This is a genomic window from Micromonospora sp. NPDC003241, from assembly GCF_053589795.1.
Genome location: NZ_JBSFSO010000004.1, coordinates 231,288 through 257,019 on the forward strand (window position 1 = coordinate 231,288; position 25,732 = coordinate 257,019).

Below are 25,732 nucleotides of genomic sequence, written 5' to 3' on the forward strand. Positions count from 1 at the left end.
ATGAACCGGGTCGTGGTGACCGGGCTCGGCCCGGTGTCCAGCATCGGGATCGGCGTCTCCGCGTTCACCGACGGCCTGCGTGAAGGCCGATCCGGCATCTCGCCGATCCGCAGCTTCGACGCCAGCGGTTTCCCCCACCGCAACGCCGGTGAGGTACCCGGGTTCCGCCCGGAGACGCTGCTGAACCGGATCGACGTGGCACGTTGGGGGCGGTCCGCGCAGTTCGCGGCCGCCGCCGCCCGCCTGGCCCTGGCCGACTCCGGTCTGGACCCGGCGGCGGTCGCGCCGGAGCGGGCCGGGGTGGTGGTCGGCACCACCAGCGGCGAGTCGGTGGTGGTCGAGGCGGTGACCGCCCAACAGGTCGAGTCCGGCTTCGAGGGCATGGACCCGGACCTGCTGCGGCAGGTGCCGGCGGGTCGGCTCGCCCACGCGGTGAGCACCGAACTGGACCTGGCGGGGGAGTCGCTGACCCTGGCCACCGCCTGTTCGGCCAGCAACTACGCGATCGGCTACGCGTACGACATGCTGGCCACCGGTGAGGCGGAGGTGATGTTCGCCGGTGGCGCCGACTCGGTCTGCCGCTGGGCGCACGCCGGCTTCTACCGACTGGGGGCGCTCACCGCCGACGCCTGTTCGCCCTTCGACCGGGACCGCTCCGGCATCCTCACCGGGGAGGGCGGGGCGATCCTGATGCTGGAGACCCTCGACCACGCCCGTGCCCGGGGCGCCCGGATCTATGCCGAGGTCCTCGGGTACGGCGTCAACTGCGACGCCAACCACCCCGTCGCGCCGGACCGGGGCAGCATCGCGGCCTGCATGCGCGCGGCCCACCGCAACGCCTCGGTCAAGCCGGCCGACGTGGACTACATCTGCGCTCACGGCACCGGCACCCCGGCCAACGACTCGGTGGAGGCCCAGGCCATCTTCGACGTCTTCGGTGACCGGGTGCCCCCGGTCAGCTCGATCAAGTCGATGATCGGGCACACCATGGGCGCGGCGAGCGGCTTCGGGGCGATCGCCGGGACCCTCGCCATCGCGCACGGGTTCCTGCCGCCCACGATCAACTGGGCCACTCCGGACCCGGCCCTGGCCGGGCTGGACCCGGTGCCGAACACCGCGCGGCAGGCCGGTGTCCGGGTGGTGCAGAACAACGGGTTCGCCTTCGGCGGCAACAACGCCATCGTCCTGATCGGAGCCGTCGAATGAGCGGGGTCGTGATCACCGGATGGAGCGCGGTCAGCCCGGCCGGGGTGGGCCGTACCGCGCTGGCCGAACGCCTGGCCGCCGTCGCGGCGGGTGTCCCGGCCGGCGGACCGGGCGAGCCGCCCCGGGCCGAACCGGTCGCCGTGACCACGCTGAGCGACGAGCCGTTGCCCACCCCGACCGGACACGCGCTGGTCGACTTCAACGTCCGCGACCACCTGGGCCGCAAGGGCACCAGCTTCTACGACCGGGCCACCGCGCTGTCCGTGGTGGCGTGCGGCGACGCGCTGCGCGACGCGGGCGTGGAACTGGACGACACCAATCGCGCCCGGCTCGGCCTGGTGCTCGGCACCTCGCTGGGCAGCTTCCGCTCCACCAGCGACTACACCCGGGAGACGCTGGTCCAGGAGAAGCCGTACCTGGTCAACCCGGTGCTGTTCCCCAACACCGTGATGAACTGCGCGGCCGGGCAGGCCGCCATCCGGCACGGCCTGCGCGGGGTCAACGCCACGGTGGCGACCGGCTCGCTGGCCTTCCTCGACGCGCTGCGCTACGGCAGCAACGCCATCGCCCGGGGCTACGTCGACGCGATGCTGGTCGGTGCGGTGGAGGAGTTCAGCCCGCACCGGGCCTGGACCACCTGGCTGACCGGGCACCCCGAGCAGCCGGTGCCGACCGGGGAGGCCGCCGTGGTCTTCGTGCTCACCCGCGCCGAACGGCCCGCCTGGGCCGGCGTACGCCGGGAGGCCGAGGTGCTCGCGCTGGCCACCGCGTACGGCCCGGGTGGCGGTCCGGCCGCCGACCGGGCGTTGACCGGGTGCGTCTCCCGGGCGGTCCGTCGGGCCGGCGTCGACCCGACCGAGGTGGACCACGTCCTGACCGGCGAGACCGCCGAGGACGACACCGACGAGTTCGACCCGGCCTGCGCGGCGCTCGGCCGGGTGCCGACCCGGATCCGGTCCAGCCGCCTCTTCGGGCGCTGCGACGCGGCCACCGGCGGGCTCGCGCTGGCCACCTTCCTCGCCACCGCACCGGCCGGCGACACGCCGCGCCTGGCGCTGATCACCTCGCGCAGCCCGGACGGCGGCACCGCTGCCGCCATCGTCAGGGGGTGGCCGGGTGCCGGCGCGTCTGACCGCTAGCGAGCTGCTTACCTGCCTCGGCGACGGGGACCGGACCTTCGCCGGCCTACTGGCCGGGACCAGCGGGATCGGTCCGCTGCGACACGGCGCACCGGCCGCCCTCAACGTCGCCCACGGCTACCACATCGACGACGGCGCGGAGCGGGTCTTCGCGGCCAGCCGCTGGGTGGCCGAGTGCGCCGCCCGCGCGGTCGCCGCCGGTGCGCTGGACCCCCGGCGTCGCCGCGTGGTCGCCCTGGTCGGCACCGGCCTGCGGGAACTGGCCGCGGTGGAGGCGTACGCCACCGGCGGTGACGCGTTCGCCGCCCACCGGCTGCACTTCGGCGACGCGGTGCACGCGGCCGTGCCCGGCCTGCGGGAGGTGGTGACCGTCAGCAACGCGTGCAGCGCCGGTGGGCACGTCCTGGCCCTCGCCGAGGACCTGCTCATGCTCGGTGACGCCGACGCGGTGCTGGTCTGCGGCGTCGACGCGACCACCGAGTCGATGCTGGCGATGATCGGTCGCGTCGTCGACCACCCCACCGAGACGGTCCGGCCCTTCGACGCCGACCGGCAGGGTGTCCTGCTCGGCGACGGTGCCGCCGCAGCCGTGCTGGTGCCCGACGACGACACCCGACCCGCGCTGGCCCGGGTGGTGGCCACCGGCCTGTCCTGCGACGCCCACCACGAGACCGCCCCGTCGGTGGCCGGGATCACCCGCGCCATGCGGGACGCGCTGGCCCGCGCCGGCCGGGAACCGGCCGAGGTCGACCTGGTCGTGGCGCACGGCACCGGCACCGCCCTCAACGACCCGGCCGAGTGCGAGGCGCTCCGGCAGGTGCTGGTGAGCGGCGGCGCGGACCCGCTGGTGACCGCCGTGAAGGGGGCCACCGGCCACACCTCCGGGGCCGCCGCGCTGGTCAACCTCGACGTGGCGCGCCGCTGCCTGAGCCAGGGCCGGGTGCCGCCGGTGGTGGGGTTGCGCCGTCCGCTGCCGGAGGGTGCCGGTCTGCGGTTTCCCACCGAGGCGACCGGGCACCCGGCCCGGCTGGTCCAGTCCGACGCGTTCGGCTTCGGCGGCGTCAACGCCGTCACCCTGGTGGAGGCCCCGTGACCAGCCGACTGATCGCCCCCGACCCGACCCGGTCCACCGGCACCACCGCCCCGGTGACGGTGCGGGTGGCCGGGTGGAGCCTGCACCTGCCCGAGGCGGGCGGTCTCGCCGCCGACCTGGCCGCGTGGTCCGACACGTCGGCGTCGCGGCTGACCGCCACCCTGGCCGACGCGGTGCCCGCCGACCGCGCCCACCAGGTCCTCGGCCGCAAGGGCCTGCTCTACAAGGAACCCGCCACCCGGCTCGCGCTCTGCGCGGTGCACCGCGCGCTCGGCCTGCCGCCCGGCCGCCACCCGCCCGACGGCGTCGACCCCCGGACCGCGGTGGTGGTCGCCGGCAACCTCGGCAACGTCGCCACCGTCGCCGACCTGGCCCGCACCGTGCATGCCGAGGGCGGTCGCGCGGTCAGTCCGCTGGCCGCCCCGAACGCGTCGAGCAACGTGGTGGCCAGCACCGTGGCGCTCTGGTTCGGTCTCGGCGCGGCCAACCTGATGGTCTGCTCCGGCGCCACCGCCGGCCTGGACGCGGTCCGCGCGGCGATGCTGCTGCTGCGCGCCGGACGGGCCGATCGGGTGCTGGTGGTGGGCGCCGAACCGGCCGACGAGGTGGCCACTGAACTGCACCAGGCGGGTCGCCCGGCTTTCCCGCTGCGCGCCGGTGCCGCCTGCCTGGTGCTCACCACCACCGCCGCACCTGGCACGGGACCCGTGCTCGGGCCGTCCGACGGGCGGGCCGCGTACCGCCGGATCGGGCCGGGCGGCTTCGACCCGGCGGCGCACTGGGGGGACTGCTACGGCGCGGCCGGCGTGGTGAACCTGGCACTGGCCGCGACGCTGCTGGACGCCGGAGCGCCCGGCCCGGTCGCGGTCGCGTGCGGCGACGACGCCGACGGCGTCCGCGAACTGCTCCTCGACGCCGCCCCCGGAGCCGGCCGATGATCCCGGCCCCGACGCTGCACGAGCTGACCCCCGGCGCGCCCGGGGGAGACCTGGTGGTCCTCGCCCACGGCCTGGAGGACTCCTGGGAGTCGTGGCGGCCGCTGGCCCGGGCCTTCGACCCGCGCTGGCACGTGGTCGCCCTGGACCTGCCGTGGCGGGCCGGTAACGACTACCGGTGGCGTCGCCAGGGCAGCCCGGCGCAGTGGCTGGCCGCCGGGCTGGCCGGGCTGCCCCGCCCGGCGGACACCATCGTCGCGCACTCCTTCGGCGCGAACGCGACGCTGGAGCTGCTGGCCGGCGGCCAGCCGGCGGCCCGCGCGACGGTGCTGATCTGTCCGCTGTACTGCCCGCCCGAGCAGCCGATCACCTGGCAGGTCTTCGACCGGGCCCGGCGGACCTTCGACAGGCACGTCGGCGACGGGCTGCGGCTGCGCGTCGGCGCGCGACTGCGCAAGCTGGACGCCGCGTTGCTCGACGCGATGTTCGCCAAGGCCATCGACCGGATCGGGCCGGCCGGCTTCCTCACCGTCTTCGACCAGTTCGTCAGCAGCGGCGGGCTGGCGCTGACCACGGTGGACACCCCGACGTTGATCCTGGCCGGCGGGGCCGACCCGACCCTGTCCCCGGCCGCCGCCGCCACGCTGGCCCGGGACATGCCCCGGGCCACCCTGCTGGTGCACGAGCACTACGACCACTTCTGCCACGTCCGCCACGCCGACGAGGTCGCGGAGCAGGCCGCCCGGTTCGTCGGTGAGGCGAACCGGGTGACGGTACGTCCCTGACGACAGGAGCAGCCACCATGACCAGTGCGCCCACCGCCCCGCTGACCGTCCTGGTCGGGCGGCCCCGGTACGAGGGGGCCAACATCCGCACCTGGATCGGCTTCAAGCACTTCATCTATCTGGTCGAGGAGGCGGTGCTGCAGTGGCTGCGCGAGCGCGGACCCGGGGCCCGTGACCTCTTCCACTCCCACGGCCTGGGCGTCGAGATCGTCGACTGCTCGGTGCAGTTGCCGGCGGTGCTGGAGGTCGACGACGAGGTGCGGGTGGAGGTCACCGGCGAGTCCGCCGATCGACTGGCGGTGCGGATGACGGTGGTCCGCGACGACCGCGAGCAGGTGGTGCTGCGTGGCAAGGTGCGGGTGGCGCTGGTCGTCGAGCCCGCCGCCACCACCTCCGCGCCCGCCCCCGCGCACCTGGCGGACCTGGTGGTGCCCACCCTCGGTGCCGCCGCGACGGTGACCCGCCCCGACCACCGGCCGATCCGTGCCGGCGAGACGGTCGCCGACGTGCTCACCCCGGTCGGGTCCCGGTCGTTCCTGTGGAGCTGGCGGGCGCCCTACTTCTACTGCCACTTCTCCGACCGGGTGCAGCACTCCGGCTACGTCCGGGCGCTGGAGGAGGTGGTGGACCGCTTCCTGGCCGCCCGAGGCATCTCGGTGGGTCGGCTGGTCCGCGAGCGCTCCTGGATCCCGGTGGTCTCCCGGGCGCGGGTCCGGATGGTCGAGGCGGCCCGGATGGAGGAGGACGTGCACACCGTCCTCACCGTCACCGACGTGCTGCGCGGGGTCATGTTCGACGCGCGGATGGACTGCTACGTCCGGCGCGGCGAGCGGCTGGTGCACACCGCGACCGCGAGCATCCTGCACGGGTACGCGATCAGCGCCGGCCCGAACGCCGGCGAGCTGGCCGAGTTCGACGACGAGGTGCTGCGCGCGCTGGCCGGCGGTGTGGCGTGAAGCGGCGGCCCCGGCTGTACTTCTCCTTCCGCAGCCCGTACAGCTGGCTGGCGGTGCACCGGCTGCGTGCCGAGGTGCCCGACCTGTTCGAGCAGGTCGACTGGTACCCGTACTGGGACCCGGACGAGAAGACCAACGCGGCACTGGCCGAGCGGGGCGCCGAGCTGCACTACGTGCAGATGAGCCGGGCCAAGCACCGCTACCTGCTGGTGGACACCAAGCGGCTGGCACAGCGGGCCGGGCTGCCGATGGCCTGGCCGATCGACGTGGACCCGTGGTGGGACCTGCCGCACCTGGCCTGGCTGCTGGCCCGCCGAGCCGGTCGGGCGGTGCCCTTCTACGACGCGCTGGTGGCGGCCCGCTGGGAGCGGGGCGAGGACATCTGCACCCCGGAGGTCGTCGCCCGCGCCGCCGTCGAGGCGGGCGTGGACCCGGTGGCCGCACAGAACGCCCCGCAGGACGAGACGCTGCGCGCGGAGGGGGTCGACTGCCTGGCCGCCGCGTACGACGACGACATCTTCGGCATCCCGTACCTGCGCTTCGGTCGGCACCGCTTCTGGGGCCTGGACCGGGTGGACCACTTCCTGGCCGAATGGCGACCGGAGAGCACGCCCACGGCGGAGGCGAGTCCCGCCGTACCGACGGCGGTGCTCGCCGGTGCCGCCTTCGACACCGACACCGCGGGAGGTTGCGGATGACCGGGCGTACGCCGGCCGAGGAGCGCCTGCGTCGGCAGCGGCAACTGGCGGCGACCTGCCGACTCTTCGCCCGCTACGGGTTCGACGAGGGCGCCGGGGGCCACGTCACGGCCCGCGACCCGGAGGACCCGGACCGGTTCTGGATCAACCCGTTCGGGATGCACTTCGGACACGTGCGGGTCAGCGACCTGCTGCTGGTGGACGCGGGCGGGGAGGTGCTGGAGGGCACCGGCCGGATCAACCCGGCCGGATACGTCATCCACTCGCACGTGCACGCCGCGCGTCCCGACGTGGTCGCCGCCGCGCACACCCACTCCACCCACGGGCGGGCCTGGTCGACGCTGGGCCGGCCGCTGGACCCGATCACCCAGGACGCCTGCGCCTTCTATCAGGACCACACCGTGTTCGCCGACTACACCGGCGTGGTGCTCGCCGACGAGGAGGGCAAGCGGATCGCCGACGCCCTCGGCGACACCAAGGCGGTGGTGCTGCGCAACCACGGGCTGCTGACCGTCGGCGGCTCGGTGGCGGAGGCGGCCTGGTGGTTCATCGCCATGGACCGCAGCGCCCAGGTGCAGTTGCTGGCCGAGGCGGCGGGCCGACCGATCCTGATCGGCCCGGACGAGGCCGCCGAGACCCGGCGCGTCATCGGCACCCCGGGGATCGCCCGGCTGAACTTCCGGCCGCTGTACGCCGACATCGTGCGGGCCCAGCCGGACCTGCTGGACTGACCCGGAGGGAACGCGATGGCCGTACTGCTGAGGGACCTGGCCGGGGCCACCGGTGAGCCGGCACTGACCGACGCCGACGGTGAGCTGGACTGGACCGACCTGGACGCCCGGGTCAACCGGTGGATCCGGCTGCTGCGCGCCGAGGGGCTGCGGGTCGGCGACACCATGGCGGTGGTCTGCGGCAACCGGCGGGAGACGTTCGAGGCGCTGCTGGCCGCCCTGCACACCGGGGTGACGGTGGTGCCGGTCAACTGGCACCTGACCGCGCCGGAGATCGCGTACCTGCTGGCGGACTCGGAGAGCCGGCTGGTGCTGACCGAGCCGGCCTACGCGTCCGTGGTGGACCAGGCGGTGCGGACCGCCGCCGTGCGGGTACGGCAGCTCGTGACGGGGGAGCGTGACGTCGGCGACGCGGTCGCGGTCGAGCCACGGCTGGCGGGCCTGGCCGCCGACGAGCCGCCGGAGCAGGTGTGCGGCTCCACCATGCTCTACACCTCGGGAACCACGGGTGCGCCCAAGGGGGTCCGCAACGGACTGTTCCGGGCCGAGGCGCCGTTCGGGCGGGTGGAGCGGCTGCTGGCGTACGCGGGGCACGCCCTGCACGTGCCGGCGCGCGGCGCGGTGCTGCTGGTCGGTCCGTGGTACCACTCCGCGCAACTGTTCTTCGCGCTGCTGCCGCTGCTGCGCGGCAGTCGGCTGGTGCTGCACGAGCGCTTCGACCCGCAGGCGTTCCTGGCCGCGGTGGCCACGCACCGGATCACCGCCTGCCACCTGGTGCCGACCCAGTTCGTCCGGCTGCTGCGGCTGGACGACGCGGTCCGGGCCGCCGCCGACGTCGGCAGCCTGCGGGTGGTGTGGCACGGCGGTGGACCCTGCCCGGTCGAGGTGAAACGACAGATGATCGAGTGGTGGGGGCCGGTGGTGGTCGAGTACTACGCGGCGACCGAGGCGGGGGTGGTCACGCTGATCGGTGCCGAGGAGTGGCTGCGTCGGCCGGGCAGTGTCGGTCGGGCGGTGCCCCCCAACGAGGTGGTCGTCCTCGACCCGGACGGCGCGGTGCTGCCGCCCGGCCGCCCCGGGCGGGTCTTCGTCCGCCGGGCCGGGAAGACGTTCGAATACCACAACGCCCCGGAGAAGACCCGCGACGCGCATCTGCGTCCCGGCGTCTTCACCTACGGCGAGACCGGCCACCTGGACGAGGAGGGCTACCTCTATCTGACCGGGCGGGCCCGCGACCTGATCATCTCCGGTGGGGTGAACATCTATCCGGCCGAGGTCCAGGCGGTCCTGCAGGAACACCCGGCGGTCCGGGACGCGGCGGTGACCGGGGAACCCGACGACGAGTACGGCGAGCGGGTGGTGGCCGTGGTCGAACTCGATCCGCACCGGCTCGACCCGGCCGCCGCCCCACAGGTGCTGGAGGCGTTCTGCCGCCGCTCGTTGGCCGGGTTCAAGGTGCCCCGCCGGTGGCGGTTCGTCGCCGAGCTGCCGCGTGACGGCACCGGCAAGCTCCGCCACGACGTGCTGCGTGAGCTGCTGCGTCCGCAGACCACGGCGGGACGCTCGTGAGCCCGGTGACGCAGCGTCCGGACGTGGCGCACCCGGCCACGTACGGCGCCGAGGTGCCGCACGTCGAGTTCGCCCGGATGCGCCGCGAGGAGCCGGTGTCCTGGGTGCCCGAGCCGGCGCTGTGGCGGCGGGGCGGCGGCGGCCGGATGCTCAGCCAGGGATCGGGCTTCTGGGCGGCCACCAGTCACGAGGCGGTGGTCGCCGCGTCCCGGCAGCCGGAGCTGTTCTCCTCCGGGCGCAAGGGTGCCTTCCTGCCCGACCCGCGTACCGCCGCCGACCTGGAGCAGGCCCGCCAGCTTCTGGTCAACATGGACGCGCCGCAGCACTCGCGGATCCGCCGGCTGGTCACCTCGGTGTTCACGCCACGGGCGGTGCGGGCGCTGCACGACAGCGTCGCCGCCCACGCCCACGACCTGGTGCGGCGTGCGATCGCCGCGGACGAGTGCGACGTGGTCGCCGATCTCGCCGCCGAACTGCCCCTGCTGGTCCTCGCCGACCTGCTCGGCCTGCCACGCGAGGACCGGCACCTGCTCTACCGGTGGAGCAACAACCTGGTCGGCTTCGACGACCCGGAGTACGGCGGCGGCGACGTGGAGGCGTACCGCACCACCTTCGTCGAGGCGTTCCAGTACGCCCTCACGGTGGCCGGTGAACGGCGTCGGTCACCCAAAGACGACCTGATGACGCTGCTGGCGACCAGCGAGGTGGACGGCCGACGCCTGACCGACCGTGAGTTCTGTAGCTTCTGGCTGCTGCTCGTGGTGGCCGGTAACGAGACGACCCGACACCTCATCTCCGGTGGCGTGTCGGCACTGCTGGCCGCGCCGGCGCAGCGGGACCGGCTGGCGCGGGACATGTCGTTGTTGCCGACGGCGACGGAGGAGTTGTTGCGGTGGGTCACGCCGATCATGCAGTTCCGACGTACCGCCACTGAGGACACCGAGTTGTGCGGTCAGGCCGTCGCCGAGGGCGACAAGGTCGTGCTCTGGTACGTCTCGGCCAACCGCGACGGTGCCGTCTTCGACGACCCGGACGCCCTGCGGCTGGACCGGAATCCGAACCCGCACCTGTCGTTCGGCATGGGCCCGCATTTCTGTCTGGGCGCACATCTGGCCCGGCTGGAGGCACAGGCGATGCTGCGGGAACTGGTGCCGCACCTGGCCCGCTTCGAGGTGACCGGACCCGCCGTCCGGCTGGAAAGCAACTTCGTGAACGGCCTCAAGTCATTGCCCGGACGCTTCATTCCGGACGGCTCCGCCGGGCCTGACGGAGCGTGAAGCAGGTGTTAACTACCGACGGTGATATCGTCATATGCCGGGTCGCTTCTGTGAGTAGGCCGCTCAATCCGCTAATCTGGTGTGAAGCGTTCAACCACCACACTGCCGGAGTGTGCAGTGTGATGTGACGAACAGCGGAGGGTGGCGATGAGTGACTACACAATCACGATCCGGGCCGAGGGCGCCGACACGGAAACCGTTATCTGTGTCGACATCGACGATTCCACGCCGCGCGTGGTCGAACTCGTGATGCGTGCCGGCAGCGGCATCTCGGCGCCGACGCTTCCCTCGTTCGACCTGAATCTCTTACTGCGCGCGTTGTTCCCGGCCGGCGGCGCGCCGGTGACTCCCGCCTCCGTCGTCGAGTCGCCCACCGAGGTCTCTGCCACCGAGCAGTCCTTCACCCCGGCCACCGGCAACCGGTCCGTGCGGTCCGGCGCCAACCGCGCCGGCTCCGGCACGACGCGACGCCGGACCGAGGCGGCGGTGCCGAAGGGGCGGGTCTACCGGCGGATGCCGGAGGACGTCGTCGAGGTCTTCAACCGCACCGGCACGGTCACCGCCGTGGCCGAGCACTACGGGGTGCCCCGGCACACGGCACAGGGCTGGATCGGCCGGCTACGCCGCCGGGGCGGGTTCTCCGCCGCCTCCTGACACGTCCGTCCACCGGTGGCCGCGAGACGTGCCGCCGGTGGACGTGGGGCGTCGCCTCGGGCGAACCGTGCCGGCCGCGCGGGATCAGACCGTGACGTGACCGGCGGGACTGCGCTGCGCCACCACCTCGGCGTCGACCTCCGCCGTCGCCAGGGCGGCCTGCCGCAACTGCGCCACGGCCTCGTCGAGGCTCTCGAAGATCGGGAACACCCCGTCGAGCTTCATGGTGTGCAGCACCGTGCGGATGAACCGCGACGGCGCGGCCAGGCACAGCCGTCCGCCCCGCTCGCGTACCTCCCGGTGGGCCCGCACCAGCAGGCCGAGTCCGGCGGAGTCGATGACGTGCACGCCGTCCAGGTTCACCACGACCGTCCCGTGCACGTCGACCGCCTGCCGCAGCGCGACGCGCAACGCGTCCTCGGGACCGGCCACGGCCTCGCCGCCGACGGCGACCACGGGCGCGTCGTCGGCACCGGCGAGGCCGATCGGCGTACGGTCGGCGCGCGGGGCCGGGCTGGCCGGCAGGGCACTGCACCGGGGGCAGCGGTGCGGGCCGGTGGCGAACGGGGAACCGCTCCACCCGTGATCCGACACCAGCGTCCAGACCACCTCCGCGTCGGGCAGCACGCACGCGGTGCCGGTGGTGGTGTCACCGCAGACGTCGCAGATCAGGGTCATCAGGTTGTCGTCCGGTACGACGGTCATTCTGCTTCCTCTCCGGTGCCGCAGCCGTGCGGCCGGGACACGGACTCGGGGCGTCGGTGCGGTGCGCCGCCGCCGTACGGACTTCTCAGAGGGAGTCGGAACGTTCCTTGCCGGCGGTGGCGACCACGATCACCACGCCGACCGCGGCGAGACCGGCCTGCGCGACCAGCCCCAACAGGCTGAATCCTCGGAGGCCGGCGAGCCAGGCACTGATCGCGCCGAGCAGCGCGATGACCGCGCCGATGGTCATCGTGAGCCAGAGCGGCACGGCGGGACGGCCGGGGACGACGAGCCGGCCCACGGCACCGACGGCGAGACCGACGACTAGGGCCGCGGCGATCCCGGCGATGGTCATGCTGCTCCTCGTACTCGCGAAGTCGGTGCGTCGGCGACGGTGGGTCAGGTGCGTACGGTCACGGCCGCCCGGCCGTACCCGGCCGGCTGCGGTGTGACCTCCGGCGACGCGGGCTGCCGGGGCGGCACCACACCGGGTGCGGCCGGTGTGGTGCCGGCCGGTGTCCCGGCGTCGCCGCCCGGCTCCGGTGCGGTCCCGGCCGCGCCGTGCACCGGCAGGATCTGGTCCAGCCGGGCGGTCCGCAGAATGCGGGTGATGCGGGGGTTGGGGTTGCGTACCGCCAGCACCCCACCGAGGCGCACCATCCGTCGGTGCACGTCGAGCAGCAGGCCGATGGCGGCGGCGTCGATGTGCCGGCAGCCGGCCAGGTCGATCACGACCTGCTGGGGCCGCAGGGCCAGTAACTGGTCGAAGACCGCGCCGGTCTCCGGCAGGCAGGCCAGGTCGAACTCGGTGATGGACACCTCGACCAGCGGCACCGCGCATTCGGGGCGTCGTGGCGTGGTCACGTCGAGGGCCCCCTTCCTGGTAACCCGAGGCCGGTTCTCACCCTGCCCAGCGGGCTTGGCGGGCACCGCGCGGACGTATGACAGTTGCGTGACAAAAGCCCCGCAGGTCGGTGGCGGTTGGCCGCCCGGTCAGGGCTTGGGGATGATGCCGGTATGACAGCGGTACTGGTGATCGAGGACGACGACCGGATCCGGTTGGCGTTGCTGCTCGCCCTGGAGGACGAGGGCTACGAGGCCCGGGGCGCGGCCACCGCCGAGGAGGGCCTGCGCTCGCAGCGCCGGGACCCGGCCGACTACGTCCTGGTCGACCTGATGCTGCCCGGCATCGACGGCTTCGAGGGCATCCGTCAGCTCCGCCGCGACGACGACGTGCCGATCGTGGTGGTCAGCGCCCGCGACGACACCCACGACATCGTCGCCGCGCTGGAGGCCGGCGCCGACGACTACGTGGTCAAGCCGGTGGCGATCAAGGAGCTGACCGCCCGGCTGCGGGCCCTGCGCCGCCGGGCCCGCACGGTGGCCCCGGTGGAGGCGTCGGTGCCGGTGCTCGCCTTCGGCGAGTTGGAGGTCAGCCCGGAGGCAGGGGAGGTACGCCGGTCCGGTACCCCGGTCTCGGTCACCCGCACCGAGTTCCGGCTCCTCTGCGAGCTGGCCGAGCACGCCGGGCGGGTGCTCTCCCGGCAGCAGTTGCTCAGCCGGGTGTGGGGCTACGACACCGGCGACGAACGGCTCGTCGACGTGCACGTGGGTCGGCTCCGCCAGAAGATCGAACTCGACCCGGCCAACCCCCGGCACCTGGTGACGCTGCGCGGGCTCGGCTACAAGTTGCAGAGATGAGACCACGCCTCGGTCTGCGTGCCCGGGTCACCGCGGCGTTCGCCGTCGGCGCGTTGTCGCTGTCCGCCTCGATGGCCCTGGTGTCGTACGAGCTGACCCGCCGGACGCTGCTCGACGAGCGGGAACGCACCGTGCTGCGGGCGGCGTACTACGACGCGGAGGTGGTCCGGGCGGGCCTGGCCACCGACGAGCCGGACGTGGCGGAGGCGCTGCGCGCCCTGGACACCGGCACCAGCCGCCGGGCGGTGCTGTACTTCAACGGCGAGTGGTACGGCCGGCGGGCCGACACCGGCACCACCCCGGCCATCCCGCAGCGGATGCAGGACCTGGTGATGGCCGGCGAGCCCGCCGTGCAGCGGGTCCGGGTCGCCGACCAGCCGGTGGTGCTGGTGGGTGTGCCGTTGTCGGACTCGGCGGCGTTCTACGAGATCGTCTCGCTGCGGGAGCTGGACCAGACGTTCCAAGTGCTCGCGCTGGCGCTCACCGCCGTCGCGATCGTGGTGGCCGGCTCCGGGGCGGCGATCGGGTGGTACGCCACCCGGCACGGGCTGCGCCCGCTCACCGCCGTCGCCGACGCCGCCGAACGGATCGCGGCGGGCGACTTCACCACCCGGCTCGCGCCGGACACCGACCCGGACCTGACCCGGCTCTCCACCTCGTTCAACCGGATGGTGGACGAGTTGGCCCGCCGCATCGACCGGGACCGGCGGTTCGCCGCCGACGTCAGCCACGAGCTGCGGTCGCCGTTGCAGACGCTCGCGGCGGCGGCCAGCGTGCTGAGCAAGCGGCGGGAGAACCAGGACGAGCGGACCACCACGGCGGCCCGGCTGGTGGCCGACGAGATCGCCCGGTTCCAGCAGCTCGTCAACGACCTGCTGGACCTGGCCCGCAGCGATCAGCCGACGCACCGGGAGCCGGTCGACGTCGGCGCGCTGGCCCGGCAGGCGTGCCGGGACCGGGACCTGCCCGAGTCGATGGTGCACCTCGCCCCGGACACCCCGGCCACCTGGCAGGTGGACCGGCGACGCGTCGCGCAGGTGCTGACCAACCTGCTCGACAACGCCGAACGCTACGGTGCCGGCCCGGTGGCGGTGTCGCTGTCCCGCGACGGTGACACCGGCGTGGTGGAGGTCGACGACGAGGGACCGGGGGTGCCGATGGAGGACCGCAAGGCGATCTTCGACCGCTTCGTGCGCGGCCGGGCGGCCAACTTCCGGGGTGGCGGCGACGGCACCGGCCTCGGCCTCGCGCTGGTGGCCCAGCACGCCGCCGCGCACGGCGGTGACGCCACGGTCAGCGACCGTCCCGAGGGCGGGGCACGGTTCCGGATCACGCTGCCGGGCAGCCTCGGATGAGGCGTACCGTCCGGCGGGTCTCGGCCGCCCTCGTGCTGACCCTGGTCGCCGCGTGCGGGGTACCCGCCGAGGACCAGCCCCGGACCGTGACGCCGCCGCCGGGCCCGTTCCCGTACACCGCGACGGCCGCCCCCACCGCGGCGGAGACCGGGGCCCTCACCGAGTTGCTCTACTTCTCCCGCGACGACCGGCTGGTGCCGGTGACCCGCCGGGTCGACCGGGTGCCCACCCCCGACGAGCAGCTCCGCGACCTGCTGGCCGGGCCGACGCCGGGGGAGCGGGACGACGGTGTCGGCAGCGCCCTGCCCGGGGCGCTGAGCACCGCCGTGGTGCAACTCGTCGGCGGGCAGGCCCGGGTCACGGTCACCCCGGCCGGCGCCGACACCGGCCGCAGCGACGAACTGCTCGCGTACGGGCAGATCGTCAGCACGCTCAGCGCCCGTCCCGACGTGTCGGCGGTGATCTTCCTGGACGGTGACGGCACCCCGCTGCGGGTGCCCCGGGCGGACGGCTCGCTCTCGGCGGATCCGCTCACCTCCGCCGACTACGCGGTGCTCGTCAGTCCTCGATGACGGGAGTTCCGCAGCTTCGTGACGGTTGCGTGACAAACGCCTCAGCCTGCGGGCGGTGGCGTTTGACCGGTATGGCGGCAGGGGCACCACCTCGTCACACCAAAAGCGCGAAGGGACGGCTCTCGTGGAAATCACCGGCTTCTTCATGGCCATCGTCATCGGTCTGGTCATCGGCGCGCTCGGCCGGCTCGTGGTGCCGGGCCGGCAGCGGATCCCGATCCTGTTGACGATCCTGATCGGTATCGTGGCCGCCATCCTCGGCACGGTGGTGGCCGGACTGCTGGGCGTGGACGACACCGCCGGCATCGACTGGATCGAGCTGTTCATCCAGGTGGCCTTCGCCGCGGTCGGCGTGTCGATCGTCGCCGGAGCGTACGGGCGCCGACGCTGATCCTCCTCCTTCGTCGGCCCGTTCCGGGGTGTTCCCGGGGCGGGCCGACGGCGTTTGGCGATTCGGGTGACCACCGGACGCACGTACGTCATGACGGCTCGTATCCTTTGTGCGACCCGTCATGCGTACGACCGAGAGAGGACACGGCGTGAACGACCGGACCGAGACCTTGGAGTTCCAGGCCGAGGCGCGTCAACTGCTCCAGTTGATGGTCCACTCGATCTACTCGAACAAGGACGTGTTCCTCCGCGAGTTGATCTCCAATGCCTCGGACGCGCTGGACAAGCTGCGCCTGGCGTCGATGGTCGACAAGGATCTCGACGTCGACACCGGCGACCTGCACATCGCCCTCGACGTCGACCGGGACGCCCGCACCCTGACCGTCCGCGACAACGGCATCGGCATGACCCGCGACGAGGTCGTCTCCGTCATCGGGACGATCGCCAAGTCCGGCACCGCCGAGCTGCTGCGCCAACTGCGGGAGAGCAAGGACGCCGGGGCGTCGCAGGACCTGATCGGCCAGTTCGGCGTCGGCTTCTACGCCGCCTTCATGGTGGCCGAGAAGGTCGAGCTGGTCACCCGGCGGGCCGGCGAGAGCGGCGGCACCCGCTGGGAGTCCGACGGCGGCGGCACGTACACGGTCGAGGCGCTCGACGACGTGCCCCAGGGCACCGCGGTGACGCTGCACCTCAAGCCCGTCGACACCGAGGACAACCTGCACGACTACACCGCCGAGTGGACCATCCGCGAGATCGTCAAGCGGTACTCCGACTTCATCGCCCACCCGATCCGCACGACCGTCGAGCGGCCCGGCGCGGACGACGCCCCGGCCACGACCGAGACGGTCACACTGAACTCGATGAAGGCGCTGTGGGCGCGCCCGCGCAGCGAGGTCGAGCCGGCCGAGTACCACGAGTTCTACAAGCACGTCGGCCACGACTGGGCGGATCCCCTCGAGACCATCCACATGCGGGGCGAGGGCACCTTCGAGTACGACGCGCTGCTGTTCATCCCGTCGCACGCGCCGCTGGACCTCTTCGCCGCGCAGGGCCGTCGGGGCGTGCAGCTCTATGTCAAGCGCGTCTTCATCATGGACGACTGCGACGCGCTCATGCCCAACTACCTGCGCTTCGTCAAGGGCGTGGTGGACGCGCACGACCTGAGCCTGAACATCTCCCGGGAGATCCTCCAGCAGGACCGCCAGATCCGCGCGGTGCGCCGCCGCCTGGTCAAGAAGGTGCTGGCCACCGTCAAGGACCTCAAGACCGGGCAGCCCGAGCGCTACCGCACCTTCTGGACCGAGTTCGGCGCGGCGGTCAAGGAGGGGCTGGTCGACGACACCGACAACCGGGACACCCTGCTGGAGATCGTCTCGGTCGCGTCCACGAACGACCCGGCGGAGCAGACCGACCTGGCCGGCTACGTCAGCCGGATGAAGGACGGCCAGACCGACATCTACTACGCCACCGGCGAGCACCGGGCCACCATCGAGAACTCCCCGCACATGGAGGCGTTCCGGGCCAAGGGCTACGAGGTGCTGCTGCTCACCGACCCGGTCGACGAGGTCTGGGTGGAGCGGGTCGGCAGCTACGACGGCCGGACGCTGCGCTCGGTCGCCAAGGGCCAGGTCGACCTGGACACCGAGGAGGAGCGCACCGAGGCCGAGGCCGAGCGGGAGCGGCAGCGCGCCGAGTACGCCGCCCTGCTCGACTGGATGGGCGGGGTGCTGACCGAGTCGGTGAAGGAGGTCCGTCTCTCCTCGCGGCTGACCACCTCACCGGCCTGCGTGGTCGGTGACGCCCAGGACCTCACTCCGACGCTGGAGAAGATGTACCGGGCGATGGGCCACGAGGTACCGAAGGTCAAGCGCATCCTGGAGCTGAACCCGAGCCACCCGCTCGTCTCCGGCCTGCGCAAGGCCCACGAGCAGGGCGACGCGGAGACGTCCCTGGCCGAGACCGCCGAGCTGTTGTACGGCACGGCTCTGCTCGCCGAGGGCGGCGACCTGGCGGACCCGTCCCGCTTCGCCCGGATCCTCGCGGACCGCCTCGCCCGTACCCTCTGATCGATTCACCGGAACGCGGGCCGTGCCGTCCGGCGCGGCCCGCGTTCCACGGTCCCGGACCACCGCATACGGCGGTGGGCCGGCGTCGAGGCGTTCGGAAGCGACAGGTGCCGCTCAGGTGTCGATGAGCCTTCGCGCCTGCGCCGAGACGTGGTCGGGATACGGCGGGTCCGCGTCGAGGACGACGTGTGCGAGGGCGGTCCGCAGGGAGGCCACCGCGATCGTGCCGGTCCGGTCGGTGAGGTGCTGCTCCGGATCGGCCTCGGCGAGGGCGGACAGCGCCGTCGAGTAGACGTCCCGGACGGCCGGGACGGGGGGAAGCTGGAGCGGCGTCTCCAGCTCTCCGGCGACGACCCGATGCCGCAGCCGGGCGTCCCAGACGAAGACGAAGTACGCGATCTCGGCGACGAGGTGGTGGTCGCCGACCCGCTGGGCTTCGCCGGTGACGGCGGCCAGCCAGTGCCACGGCCGGTCGATCCCGAGGTCTGCGCCGTGGTGGAGGTTCCGCAGCAGGGTCTCCATGTCGAGTACCCCACCGCCGGCCTGGCAGACCGCCTCGGCGGCCTGTTGCATGTGCCGGTCGTCGCCGAGCGCCATGAGGAAGTCTCGGACCACCTGACGCGCGACGTCCAGGTCACCGGGTTGCGCGGTGGGCAGCGGTGGCCGGGCTGGCGGTGGTGGGGGTGCCGACTTCTTCTTCCGGCCGAAGATGCCCACGCGGTGGTCTCCGTTTCGAGACGGGGATGGCGGTCCCCGGATCCTGCCCGCTGACACCGGGCCCCGGCACCCGCCGATCCGGTGATCCTTGATGGATCGTCGGTGCCGGCCATGCGGCCTGGAGCGGAACTGCTCCGGCGTCGGCGGACATCCGGGCCAGGCGTGGATTCTCGGGCGGCGGGGTATTGCGGCGGCCATGAGCGCGAGTGTGGTGGTGGACCCGGACCGGCCGCCGGCCCCCGACCTGGCGGTCGGCACGGTGGCGGTGGTGGCCCATCGGAAGAAGACGCTGGGCGGCGGCCTCGACGAACTGCGCGCCGCGCTGGTCGGCGCGGGGGTGCGGGACCTGCTCTGGTACGAGGTGCCCAAGAGCCGCAAGGCGCCGAAGAAGGTGCGCAAGGCCCTCGACCAGGGCGCCGAGCTGATCTTCGTCTGGGGCGGCGACGGGATGGTGCAGCGCTGCGCCGACACCCTGGCCGGCACGCAGACCCCGATGGCGATCGTGCCGGCCGGCACCGCCAACCTCTTCGCCGGCAACCTCGGCATCCCCGAGGACCTGCCGGAGGCGGTACGGATCGGCCTGCACGGCCGCCGATGCCGCCTCGACCTCGGTCGGCTCAACGGGGAGCACTTCGCGGTGATGGCCGGCGCCGGGTTCGACGGCGACCTGATCCGGGAGGCGGACCGGGACATGAAGGGCCGCCTGGGTCGGCTCGCGTACGTCTGGACCGGCCTGCGCCAGGTCCGTGGGGAACTGACCCGGACCCGGATCACCGTCGACGGCGACCTGTGGTTCGAGGGGGACGCGAGCTGCGTGCTCTTCGGCAACGTCGGCACGATCACCGGTGGCATCCCCGCCTTCGACGACGCCCGCCCCGACAGCGGTTCGCTGGAGATCGGTGTCTCCACCGCCGCCGGTGCCGTCGACTGGGCGCGCACGCTCGGCAAGATGGCCACCGGCCGGTCCGAGGACTCGAAGTTCGTCCGGATCACCCGGGGTCGCAAGGTCAGGGTCCGCTTCGCCGAGCCGAAGACGTACGAGATGGACGGTGGCGCGCGGTCTCGGACGAAGCGCCTCAAGGTCAAGGCGGTGCCCGCCGCCCTGACCGTCTGCTGCCCCGACGAGGAAGCGGTGACCACGTCACGGTGAGGCGGCGTTCCTTGCACCACACGACGGCGGCGGCGACGAGGCAGACGGTGGCGGCGAGGACGAGCGGTGGCCGGCCGCCCCGCAGGACGGCGGCGGACCCGAGCGGGATCGCCGCCGCGATCGGTCCGAACATGATCGTGTTGGCGGTCGCGGAGGCCCGGCCCAGCAACTCGTCGGGGCTGTGCGTCTGCACGGCGGTGACGGCCGCGACGAGCGCCCACGGCAGGCCGACCCCGGCCACCACCGAGGCGACGACCACCGCCGGCCACCAGGGCAGACAGCGGCCCAGACAGCTCGCGGCGAAGAGCGCCACGCCGCCGACGGCGACCGTGGTCGGGCCGAAGCGGGCGATCAGCCGACCGGCGACCAACCCTCCGACGATCGAGCCGAGGCCCTGCGTGCTGAGCAGGACGCCGAGGAAGGTCGCCGGCAGGCCGAGATCGTCGGTGACGACGGCGTACCCGGCGGCTGTGGTGAAGCCGGACGCGGCGATCGCCACGCCCGCGAGGACCACCGGTAGCCGCGTCGACGGCGACGCCCACAAAACCCCGAGACCGGCCCGGACCTCCGGGTGCCGGGACGCGGTTGCCGGTGCGGGACGCCGTAGCCGGAGCAGGGCGTACAGGGCGGCGACCAGGGCGGGCAGGAGTGCGGCGAGCAGCGCGACGAGGTGGCCGCCCTGCCAGGCGTACAGACCGGCGCCGGCCAGCGGGGCGACGAGTTTGACGCCCTCCTGGGCGCTGGACCGCCATCCGTTGACGTGACCGAGTTCGTCCGGTGACAGCGCGGCGGGCAGCAGTGCGCTCTCGCCCGCGTCGACCAGCACGTACGCGACGCCGTACACGGTGGAGACGCAGAACAGGAGCCACACCTGCCCGGGTCCGCGTACGGCCAGCAGGGTCGGCAGGACGGCGGCCAGGGTCAGGTTGACCGCGATGACGAGCGGTCGTCGGGGGAGCCGGTCGACCAGGGCACCGCACCAGGGTCCGGCGAGGGTGGGTGCGTAGACGCAGAGCCCGGCGAGCGCGGCGAGGCTGCTGGACCGGGTCAGATCGAGGATCCAGATTCCGGAGACCAGGGCCATGGCGCTGCCGCCGCAGCCGGAGAGCACGGAGATCGTCACGAACAGGATCGCGTTGCGCCGCACATGCCGCTCCCGGGTTGAGTCGAGGTGACTCATAGCCTCAACCCTTGAGTCGAACAGGGGCAATAGCGTCGCGAGCCGTCAACGGGTCGTTGACAGCGCGGTGTCCAGGTGTCGCGCGATGGTGCGTACCGGGGTCGGCAGTCGACGCCCGGCCCGGCGGAGGTCGGCGGCGACGTGTCCGGCCAGGTCGTGCAGGGCGCCGGGTGCGGCCTCCAGGGCCAGCGCCGTGGTGTGTCGGGTCAGCGTGGCTCCGGGAAAGCGGCCGTCCCAGCGGCGGTCGGCGTCGATCCAGCGCTGCAACCCCGTGAGCAGGGCGCGAAGCGCGGCGACCTCACTCGGCCAGCGCCGGTCGGACTCGACCCGCCGCGCCCGACGGCGGGCGGCCAACCGCTGGCGACGCTGCTCGGCGGCCTGCCGGCTACCCAGCCCGAGCGCCTCGGCGATCTGCTGCCAGGCCGCGCCGGACTGCCGGGCGCGGTCGATGAGATCCAGCTCTGCCTCGTCCAGTCGGTCACGGGCGGCCGGGACGCCGGCCAGGTCGCCGAGCGGATCCTGCACGTGTCAACGTTACCTTGACAGACCGGGTGCGGCGGGTCGCCCGGCGAGCGGTGCCGGGGCGACCCCCGCGCTCAGGCGGCGGCGGAATCGCGGCGCGCACGCTCCGCGGCCCGACTCGGCAGTGCCGGCGACGTCGACCACCCGGTCTGCCGCGCGGGTGCCTGTGGTGCGTCCGCCGCGCCGCCCTGGGCCAGGCTGAGAGCGCGCTGGGCCTGCTGCCACGGCTCGCACGGCCACTCCCGGCCGGCGCAGAGCAGGTGGGCGCAGTCGCCGTCCTCGGCCGGTGCGTGCGCGTCGGCGACGTGCAGGGCGAGTCGCCACAGCAGCGGATCTGTGACGTGGTCGGGGCGCTCGTCGGTGGCGCTCGGCCGGCCAGTGGTGTATTCGGACATGCGTGGTCCCCCCTCGTTGTCGAGCTTCTCGTTCCTGGTCTCCACTCTGCCCGCAGGTCAAACGCCCACCGGGCGAGAAGCGTGTGACCAAGTCCGACCCTCGGAACGATTGACACGCGTCGCTTGTTGCGTGAAAGTTGTGCGCAATCGATCACTCTCCACATCCGAGGTGTGACGCTGCGCAATCGGTGACGCGGGCGGCGTCCACTCCGGACGCTCCGTGCTGGCCGCTGCCAGCGAGCCGAAGCGCGGGGCGAAGCCCACCCCATCACCTTCCGCGCGCCGAGAAGGGGCCACAAGCCTCATGTCTGAGTTCCGTACCCGATCCCCGTGGCGACGCCGGATCGCCGTCTCCTCCGTGTTGGCGGCCGGCGCGGCAGTGCTGCTGGTCAGCCCCGCTGCCGCCATCGTCCCGCAGACCGCCGCCCCGACCGCCAGGACCGCCGTCACGATCGACTCGGGCACGTCGTCTGTGCCGCCTGTGTTGCAGTCGCGCTTTGCCGGAGCCGGCACCACATCGTCGGCCGACGGGTCGGAGGCGGCGCGGTCGACATCCGATCGCGCGGCGGCGCGCGACCGGATCGTCCGGCCTGTTCCCACCGTCTCGCCGGGTACGCCCGGGGCGTACAAGGTGGTGACCGGCGACCTGTATCCCCGCCACGTGGCCTTCGAGCAGGTCAAGGGCACGCCGGCAGGCCATTCGGTGTGGCGTGTCTCGTACGGTATGAAGTATGTGGGTGGCCTCGTGGGGGAGACCGAGGACGTCGAGTTCCAGATCCTGGATCGCGCGGGTAACGGCACCATCGACAGCGCCGGAGTCTTCGCGGGCACGCTGGACGGGCTGGAGGGCGGGTTCGTCTTCGAGTCCGAGGGTAAGCAGCTCGCCGACGGCACGTTCACGATGAACTTCGTCATCACGCCGGGTACCGGCTACGGCAAGCTCACCGGTCTGAACGGCAGCTTCACGGTGGTGGCGACCCGCGCCCACTGCGGGCCGAGGGACACCCCGGAGACGTGCGAGACGCTGGTCTCGTACAGCCTCGGTTACAGCCTTCCGTAACCCCGAAGCCGCGCACGGCGCCGCGTTCGACCCTTCCGCGACGGTGGGTCGGGCGCGGCGTCCGTGCTCAGCGGGGGTGCGCGGGGGCGACTGTCCATACTCCGGGACGATTGACAGATGACCTTCGTCAGGTGAGAGTGGTCCGCAACCTGATCACTCCTACCTCTCGATGTGTGACGCTGCGTAATCGGCGATGCGGGCGGTGTCCATGTCGGACGCACCTGGCCGTGGTTGTCACCGGAGCTGAGACAGCCCAGGTCAGGTGCGAACCCCCACACCCCCACCGCACGCCGAGAAGGGGCCACGAGCCTCATGTCGGAGTTCAGTACCCGTTCCCGGTGGCGACGCCGGATACCCTTCTCCGCCGCGCTGGCCGCCGGCACGGCCGTGCTGCTGCTGGTCAGTCCGGCCTCGGCCGTGGTGCCGCAGACCGCGCCGGGCGCCGAGACCCCCGCCGACCTCGGCCGGCTGGCGGACGAGCAGACCAGCGTCATCGAGGTGGTGGTGGCCGACACCACCGAGCTGGACGCCCTGGTGGCCACCGGCGTCGACCTCGACCACCACGTCCACCACACCGCCGACGGCATCGTGGTGCACGCCGTGGTGACCGGCAACGAGGTCGCCACGCTGACCCGGGCCGGCTTCACCTTCGGCAAGGTGCTGCACACCGAGGAGGACGCGCAGGACCGGATCGCCGAGCGGGAGGCGACCATCGCCGCCCACCTGGCCGACAACCGGGAGTTCTCCGGAGCCGCCGTCGCCGCCCGGTCCGCCGCCTCGGACGTCAAGATCATCCGTGCCGACTACTACACCTCGGGCACCACCCAGGTGCTGTCGGTGGAGGCGAAGTGGGCGCAGGGACAGACCGCCGCCACCGCGCTGACCGTCGAGCGGGACAGCGGGCCGGGCACCGAGTTCGGCTCCGGCGGTACGCAGAACATCACCCGGTTCGTCGACGCCGGGGTGTACCTCTACCACCGAGGTGCGGCGCAGGTGACCAGCCGCCCGGACTACGTACGGATCACCAGCCCGACCGGTGACGTGGCGGTCGCCAAGGTGCACGAGTGGCTGCCCATCCCGGACACCGACCCGGAGGGGCCGGGCTACCAGAAGGACTTCGTCACCAGCTACCTGACCCCGACCGAGCTCTACGACCGGATCAAGTCGATGTCCGCGCAGTACCCGGAGATCTCCGAGATCGTCGAACTGCCGCACAAGACCAACGGCTACCGCCGCAAGGCGCAGGCCGTACTCGGCACCGCCAACGCCAGCCGCGTCGGCGTCGACTCGCTGGCCTGGGGGCACCAGGGCGGTAACGACATCACCGTCGAACTGGCGAACCCCGGCACCGCGAGCGCGTCCCTGACGGTGACCGTGACCGGCAACCAGGTCCGCGTCGGCCTCGCCACCGACGCCGACGGCACCGTCACCAGCACCGCCGCCGAGGTGGCCGCCGCGCTCAACGCCCAGGCGGGCACGCTGCTCACCGCGTACACCTACCGCGGCAACGCGGGCACCGGTGTGGTGGCGCCGGCCGCGCCGGCCGCGCTCTCCGACGGCCTGTCCGCGCCGACGACGGTCTCCCGTGACCCGCACACGGTGTACGCCATCCGGATCGGCAAGCACCGCGACGGCTCCAAGATGGGCGTCCTCGCCTACGCGCAGGAACACGCGCGGGAGTGGGTGCCTCCGCTGGTGACCATCGAGACCGCCGAGCGGTTGCTGCGCAACTACGCGCACGACGCGAACACCCGCGAGCTGGTGGACAACCTCGACATCTGGATCGCGCCGTCGATCAACCCGGACGGCGGGCACTACTCGTTCTACGACTTCAACTCGCAGCGCAAGAACATGACCAACCACTGCACGCCGGAGACCTCCGGGGACTTCCTCGGCCGGACCTCCTGGGGTGTGGACAACAACCGCAACTACACCGAGTACAGCCTCTTCGACGGGTACTCGGGCGCGTCGACGAGCTGCACCAGCGGCACGTACGCCGGGCCGGACGAGCTGTCCGAGCCGGAGAGCCGCAACGTCGACTGGCTGGCCTCCCGGCCGAACGTCAAGTTCTCGATGAACCTGCACTCCTCGGGCAACTACTTCATGTGGTCGCCGGGCTCGTACGCCACTCCGGGCCGGGTCTCCGCCCCGCGTCCGACGCTGGCCGAGGAGTCGCTGTTCTGGGGTGCGTCGTCGCGGATCCTGACCTCCATCAAGCGGCACCGTAACCTCGCGGTCACCCCGGCGCGCACCGGCCCGATCGCCGACGTGCTCTACTCGGCGGCCGGCAACTCCGGTGACATGCTCTGGTACAAGTACGGCATCTACGCCTGGAACTTCGAGGTCGGCACCTCCTTCCAGCCGACCTGGACCTCGGCCCGCGAGGAGACGATGGAGTTCTCCAACGGCCTGGTCGAGATGCTGCGGGTGGCCCGCGACTTCGACACCGACGAGTCGGCACCCACCAGCTCCGTCGAGGTGGCCACCAGCGCCACCGAGGGCTCGGTCGACGTGACGTTCTCCACCAGCGAACCGGCGGCGGTGTTCTACACCCTCGACGGCAGCCGGCCGACGTTCGAGTCCACCCTCTACGGCTCGGGAGGCATCCGGGAGGGCGGCGAGACGCTGACCGTCCCGGTCGGCACGACCGTGCACTGGTTCTCGGTGGACGCGGCGGGCAACGTGGAACGCGACTACCAGCCCGACGGCCAGGACGACAACTACAACCGCAAGCGGCTGACCGACCCGAACGCCGAGCCCGAGGTGCCGGTGACGGTCACGGTGCAGGCGCGGTGTGTGGCCGGGAAGGCGTTCGTGGCGGTGCAGGCGCGTAATGATCACGACGGTCCGGTGGACGTGGTGTTGGAGAGTGCGTA

General features: G+C 72.8%; 26 protein-coding genes. 19 read left to right on the forward strand and 7 right to left on the reverse strand.

Annotated elements, in window-relative coordinates; translation table 11 throughout:
- The 11 genes from ACWDVW_RS05805 (at position 1) to ACWDVW_RS05855 (ending at position 11,043) form a co-directional block, all read left to right on the forward strand.
- Complete coding sequence (locus tag ACWDVW_RS05805) at positions 1–1,206, forward strand: beta-ketoacyl-[acyl-carrier-protein] synthase family protein (RefSeq protein ID WP_449945315.1); 1,206 nt, start codon at positions 1–3, stop codon at positions 1,204–1,206.
- Positions 1,203–2,345: a beta-ketoacyl synthase N-terminal-like domain-containing protein gene (locus ACWDVW_RS05810; protein ID WP_449945317.1), complete on the forward strand. Its 1,143-nt coding sequence runs from the start codon at positions 1,203–1,205 to the stop codon at positions 2,343–2,345. Before ACWDVW_RS05805 ends, ACWDVW_RS05810 begins: the two co-directional genes overlap by 4 nt.
- Positions 2,323–3,438 (forward strand): beta-ketoacyl synthase N-terminal-like domain-containing protein, encoded by a 1,116-nt coding sequence (locus tag ACWDVW_RS05815; protein ID WP_449945319.1) that lies wholly within the window; start codon positions 2,323–2,325, stop codon positions 3,436–3,438. The genes ACWDVW_RS05810 and ACWDVW_RS05815 overlap by 23 nt, the downstream gene beginning before the upstream one ends.
- Positions 3,435–4,376, forward strand: coding sequence for a beta-ketoacyl synthase N-terminal-like domain-containing protein (locus ACWDVW_RS05820; protein WP_449945321.1), 942 nt, complete (start codon positions 3,435–3,437; stop codon positions 4,374–4,376). Before ACWDVW_RS05815 ends, ACWDVW_RS05820 begins: the two co-directional genes overlap by 4 nt.
- Positions 4,373–5,158, forward strand: coding sequence for an alpha/beta fold hydrolase (locus ACWDVW_RS05825; RefSeq protein ID WP_449945323.1), 786 nt, complete (start codon positions 4,373–4,375; stop codon positions 5,156–5,158). The genes ACWDVW_RS05820 and ACWDVW_RS05825 overlap by 4 nt, the downstream gene beginning before the upstream one ends.
- A gap of 17 nt (positions 5,159–5,175) precedes the next feature.
- Positions 5,176–6,114, forward strand: coding sequence for a thioesterase family protein (locus ACWDVW_RS05830; protein ID WP_449945325.1), 939 nt, complete (start codon positions 5,176–5,178; stop codon positions 6,112–6,114).
- Complete coding sequence (locus ACWDVW_RS05835) at positions 6,111–6,812, forward strand: DsbA family protein (protein ID WP_449945327.1); 702 nt, start codon at positions 6,111–6,113, stop codon at positions 6,810–6,812. The genes ACWDVW_RS05830 and ACWDVW_RS05835 overlap by 4 nt, the downstream gene beginning before the upstream one ends.
- Positions 6,809–7,543 (forward strand): class II aldolase/adducin family protein, encoded by a 735-nt coding sequence (locus ACWDVW_RS05840; RefSeq protein ID WP_449945329.1) that lies wholly within the window; start codon positions 6,809–6,811, stop codon positions 7,541–7,543. The genes ACWDVW_RS05835 and ACWDVW_RS05840 overlap by 4 nt, the downstream gene beginning before the upstream one ends.
- 15 nt (positions 7,544–7,558) lie before the next feature.
- Complete coding sequence (locus ACWDVW_RS05845) at positions 7,559–9,112, forward strand: AMP-binding protein (protein WP_449945331.1); 1,554 nt, start codon at positions 7,559–7,561, stop codon at positions 9,110–9,112.
- A gap of 5 nt (positions 9,113–9,117) precedes the next feature.
- Positions 9,118–10,389 (forward strand): cytochrome P450, encoded by a 1,272-nt coding sequence (locus ACWDVW_RS05850; protein ID WP_449945333.1) that lies wholly within the window; start codon positions 9,118–9,120, stop codon positions 10,387–10,389.
- A gap of 147 nt (positions 10,390–10,536) precedes the next feature.
- On the forward strand, positions 10,537–11,043 hold the full coding sequence (locus ACWDVW_RS05855) for a hypothetical protein (RefSeq protein WP_350694615.1): 507 nt from the start codon (positions 10,537–10,539) through the stop codon (positions 11,041–11,043).
- An 84-nt stretch (positions 11,044–11,127) separates the two neighbouring features.
- On the opposite strand, the gene ACWDVW_RS05860 is transcribed toward ACWDVW_RS05855, so the two are convergent.
- The 3 genes from ACWDVW_RS05860 to ACWDVW_RS05870 form a co-directional block, all read right to left on the reverse strand.
- Positions 11,128–11,748: an STAS domain-containing protein gene (locus tag ACWDVW_RS05860; RefSeq protein WP_449945335.1), complete on the reverse strand. Its 621-nt coding sequence runs from the start codon at positions 11,746–11,748 to the stop codon at positions 11,128–11,130.
- 85 nt (positions 11,749–11,833) lie between these two features.
- Positions 11,834–12,103: a GlsB/YeaQ/YmgE family stress response membrane protein gene (locus tag ACWDVW_RS05865; RefSeq protein ID WP_131053910.1), complete on the reverse strand. Its 270-nt coding sequence runs from the start codon at positions 12,101–12,103 to the stop codon at positions 11,834–11,836.
- A 44-nt stretch (positions 12,104–12,147) separates the two neighbouring features.
- Positions 12,148–12,612, reverse strand: a complete 465-nt coding sequence (locus ACWDVW_RS05870) for an STAS domain-containing protein (RefSeq protein WP_449945338.1) — start codon at positions 12,610–12,612, stop codon at positions 12,148–12,150.
- Positions 12,613–12,765: 153 nt separating this feature from the next.
- Here ACWDVW_RS05870 and ACWDVW_RS05875 point away from each other — a divergent pair, with 153 nt between their 5' ends.
- The 5 genes from ACWDVW_RS05875 to htpG all read left to right on the forward strand — a co-directional run bounded on the left by ACWDVW_RS05875 (position 12,766) and on the right by htpG (position 17,832).
- On the forward strand, positions 12,766–13,449 hold the full coding sequence (locus ACWDVW_RS05875; RefSeq protein WP_449945340.1) for a response regulator transcription factor: 684 nt from the start codon (positions 12,766–12,768) through the stop codon (positions 13,447–13,449).
- Positions 13,446–14,804 carry a sensor histidine kinase gene (locus tag ACWDVW_RS05880; RefSeq protein WP_449945342.1) on the forward strand — a complete coding sequence of 453 codons (1,359 nt, stop codon included), beginning with the start codon at positions 13,446–13,448 and terminating at the stop codon, positions 14,802–14,804. Before ACWDVW_RS05875 ends, ACWDVW_RS05880 begins: the two co-directional genes overlap by 4 nt.
- A complete protein-coding gene (locus ACWDVW_RS05885; RefSeq protein ID WP_449945344.1) occupies positions 14,801–15,376 on the forward strand; it encodes a GerMN domain-containing protein in 576 nt (191 codons plus the stop codon). The genes ACWDVW_RS05880 and ACWDVW_RS05885 overlap by 4 nt, the downstream gene beginning before the upstream one ends.
- A 124-nt stretch (positions 15,377–15,500) precedes the next feature.
- Positions 15,501–15,767: a GlsB/YeaQ/YmgE family stress response membrane protein gene (locus tag ACWDVW_RS05890; protein ID WP_350694605.1), complete on the forward strand. Its 267-nt coding sequence runs from the start codon at positions 15,501–15,503 to the stop codon at positions 15,765–15,767.
- 121 nt (positions 15,768–15,888) lie between these two features.
- Positions 15,889–17,832, forward strand: coding sequence for a molecular chaperone HtpG (gene htpG, locus ACWDVW_RS05895; RefSeq protein ID WP_449945346.1), 1,944 nt, complete (start codon positions 15,889–15,891; stop codon positions 17,830–17,832).
- Positions 17,833–17,946: 114 nt separating this feature from the next.
- Here htpG and ACWDVW_RS05900 read toward each other — a convergent pair whose 3' ends face one another.
- Positions 17,947–18,549 carry a hypothetical protein gene (locus tag ACWDVW_RS05900; protein ID WP_449945348.1) on the reverse strand — a complete coding sequence of 201 codons (603 nt, stop codon included), beginning with the start codon at positions 18,547–18,549 and terminating at the stop codon, positions 17,947–17,949.
- A 196-nt stretch (positions 18,550–18,745) separates the two neighbouring features.
- Between ACWDVW_RS05900 and ACWDVW_RS05905 the strand changes: the two genes are divergently transcribed.
- Positions 18,746–19,699 (forward strand): diacylglycerol/lipid kinase family protein, encoded by a 954-nt coding sequence (locus ACWDVW_RS05905; protein WP_449945349.1) that lies wholly within the window; start codon positions 18,746–18,748, stop codon positions 19,697–19,699.
- Here ACWDVW_RS05905 and ACWDVW_RS05910 read toward each other — a convergent pair.
- The 3 genes from ACWDVW_RS05910 to ACWDVW_RS05920 form a co-directional block, all read right to left on the reverse strand.
- A complete protein-coding gene (locus ACWDVW_RS05910; protein ID WP_449945371.1) occupies positions 19,632–20,846 on the reverse strand; it encodes an MFS transporter in 1,215 nt (404 codons plus the stop codon). The genes ACWDVW_RS05905 and ACWDVW_RS05910 overlap by 68 nt on opposite strands.
- A 78-nt stretch (positions 20,847–20,924) precedes the next feature.
- A complete protein-coding gene (locus tag ACWDVW_RS05915) occupies positions 20,925–21,404 on the reverse strand; it encodes a hypothetical protein (RefSeq protein ID WP_449945351.1) in 480 nt (159 codons plus the stop codon).
- Positions 21,405–21,475: 71 nt separating this feature from the next.
- On the reverse strand, positions 21,476–21,796 hold the full coding sequence (locus ACWDVW_RS05920) for a hypothetical protein (protein ID WP_449945352.1): 321 nt from the start codon (positions 21,794–21,796) through the stop codon (positions 21,476–21,478).
- 304 nt (positions 21,797–22,100) lie between these two features.
- Between ACWDVW_RS05920 and ACWDVW_RS05925 the strand changes: the two genes are divergently transcribed.
- Positions 22,101–22,856 (forward strand): DUF3224 domain-containing protein, encoded by a 756-nt coding sequence (locus ACWDVW_RS05925; protein WP_449945354.1) that lies wholly within the window; start codon positions 22,101–22,103, stop codon positions 22,854–22,856.
- Between the two features lie 312 nt (positions 22,857–23,168).
- Positions 23,169–25,732: M14 family metallopeptidase (locus ACWDVW_RS05930; RefSeq protein WP_449945356.1), on the forward strand; the 2,564-nt coding region annotated here is incomplete at its 3' end.